The 2,396-nt window shown below is 63.7% G+C and carries 2 protein-coding genes; one reads left to right on the top strand and one right to left on the bottom strand.

Annotated features, from left to right (window positions below; all coding sequences use genetic code 11):
- Positions 1-319: 319 nt before the first annotated feature.
- Positions 320-958, bottom strand: a complete 639-nt coding sequence (locus tag ON34_RS28720) for a TetR/AcrR family transcriptional regulator (protein WP_218003940.1) — start codon at positions 956-958, stop codon at positions 320-322.
- A gap of 72 nt (positions 959-1,030) precedes the next feature.
- Between ON34_RS28720 and ON34_RS28715 the strand changes: the two genes are divergently transcribed.
- A complete protein-coding gene (locus ON34_RS28715; RefSeq protein ID WP_157172459.1) occupies positions 1,031-1,909 on the top strand; it encodes an alpha/beta fold hydrolase in 879 nt (292 codons plus the stop codon).
- The last annotated feature ends 487 nt before the right edge of the window (positions 1,910-2,396 follow it).

Genomic DNA, 2,396 nt, shown 5'->3' with positions numbered 1-2,396 from the left:
GCCGCCAGGATTGGCGAACAACTGACGTCACAGTTCGCGAACAGAGCCAGCCAGGCCCATGCAACCCTCAATTCATTCGATCTTGTCCGGAGCCAGCTGACCTGACGTATTGCCAATGTTCTGGCACAAGTGCGGAGGTTCTGCCACCAATCTGACGCAGGTCGATACCGATACGCCCCCGGGCGAAGCGAGCTGCGCGAGTGCGCGGCGCTTCAGCGGTCGTTCGACCGCGATGCCCCACTCATCATCGACGGTCCACACGGGACCAGGTACGTACACCTCTACGACACTGAAACTTGTTCCGGTACAGAAAATCCGGTTACACATTCTTCCCGGGGCGAGGCGTCGGCCCTTGCTCTCCGGCAACGGTCGTGCGCAGGGTCTCGATCCACCAGTCGAGCATCTGATCCCGCGCGGCCGCGCCCAGGCCGACACTGCGGCGGAATTCATCGCCGAACAACGGCTCCATCGCAACAGCCTGGTGCAACGCGGCCACGGTCAGCTGGATCGTCTCGCGCAGTGGCGGCGTTCTCCCGCTGGCCGCGCAGCCCTCACACGCCTGGCCGTGCAGCCGGTCCACCACCTCATCGAGCAGCCCGCTGCCGGTATCCCGCCAACCGGACCGGTGCAGCGCGAGCGCCAGTTCGGCATAACCGTCGGCGTAGAGTGCCGACAGCGCGTGCACCAACTCGGCGGGGTCGATCGGGCTGTCGGTCCACGCGCCCAGAACGGCGTGCAGTTCGGTCTTCAGTTTGGTCCCGCCGAATCGTAGCAACGCCTCCAGCAGTTGGTCCCGCGTGCCGAAGTGATGGTTGACCGCGGCATCGGACACGCCGATCTCGGCGGCGACCGCACGCACCTGCACCGCGGCCAGTCCACCTGCGGCCAGTAGCCTGCTCGCCGCCTCCAGGATCATCCGCTTGGCGTCATCGGGTGTACGTCGTATTCGGACAGCCACCCAGCAATATTACCTTGACTAGTCGAGGTAACGTTGCCTACCTTGGATGCTCAAGGTAAGGAGTGTGGCGTCGTGCACGAACAATCCACGATTCCGTCGATGACCGAGCTGGCGGTGACACTGGGCGTCTCGATCCACGATTCGACGCCGCCCCGTGAGATTCACTTCTCCCATGCGGGCTGCTGGCTACACGGATTGGACTGGGGCGGAACCCGATCCCCGGTACTGCTGCTGCACGGCGGCAGATTGACCGCGCACACATGGGATTTCGTCTGCCTCGGGCTGCGCGGCGATGCCCGGCTGGTCGCGCTGGATCTGCGCGGGCACGGTGACAGTGACTGGTCCGACGACTACAGCATCGACACCCTGGCGGCCGACGTCGTCGCCACGGCCGACCACCTCGGCTTCGATCGGGTCGGTCTGGTCGGAATGTCCCTCGGCGGCGTGGTCGCCGCGCACGTCGCTGACGCGTGGCCAGACCGAGTCGACCGGCTGGCACTCATCGATGTCGCCCCCGGCGTGGACTTCGACAGCACCCAGCGAATGCGAGCATTCATCACCGGGCTCGGTCCGGTGCGCGAACTCCAGACGGTGGTCGATGGCGCCATGCGGGTCAATCCTCGCGCCAACCGCGCGGCAGTCGCCTACCGCATGAGCACACTGTTTCGCCGGGCGCCCGATGGCGATTGGGTGCCGAAGGCCGATCCGAGTCCACCCGATTTCCCCGCTATTCTCGCCGCTATCGATCGGCTGGCCGCTCAGCTGAGCGGAGTGCCGGTGCTGTTGGTACGCGGCGGACGCAGCAGGGCACTTTCTCAAGCCGCCGCCGAACGGCTGGTCGAGCGCATTCCGGACGGGGAGCTTGTGGTCGTACCGAACGCCGGGCACAACGTCCAGGAGGACAATCCGGCCGCGCTGATAACCGCACTGCGTGCCTTCCTGACACGTTGACCGCGACCAAACACCCGCAACTGCCGACGCAGTCAACCCTGCCGCCGTATGCACCTCGGACCTTTGCGATACCGGATACAGCCCCGAGTAAGACAGTGGCAACAGGTGCAGTCAACGCAGCTGAGGAACGAACCACCTTGCGTCAACAATCTGGCAAGCCGACCGCGCAACGATCTGCCACAGATCTGACGCAATGCTGCTCACACCCCAAGCCCTGCGTCACATCGATTGACAACGGACAGATCTCACGGAATATTCGAATGCTCAACTCGCAACTAGCATGTGCTCCCACCGCTATCCAACCAACCTCTCGCCAGCCCTTCCGCTAAACTCAAAACCAGCCACTACCAGCACATATGAACAAGAATCTGTCACACCTTATGCTCCCTGGTCGCGGAAACATCACGGTCACTTCGCAGTAAGAGCGTGAATCGCCCCGGCATGTCCGGAGACTTCATCTCTTGGAGAGGATGGGGGTCTATCTCGC

This window comes from Nocardia pneumoniae NBRC 100136, from assembly GCF_000308755.1.
In the GTDB taxonomy this organism is placed as follows: Bacteria; Actinomycetota; Actinomycetes; order Mycobacteriales; family Mycobacteriaceae; genus Nocardia; species Nocardia pneumoniae.
This window is presented reverse-complemented; position numbering and strand designations above follow the sequence as displayed.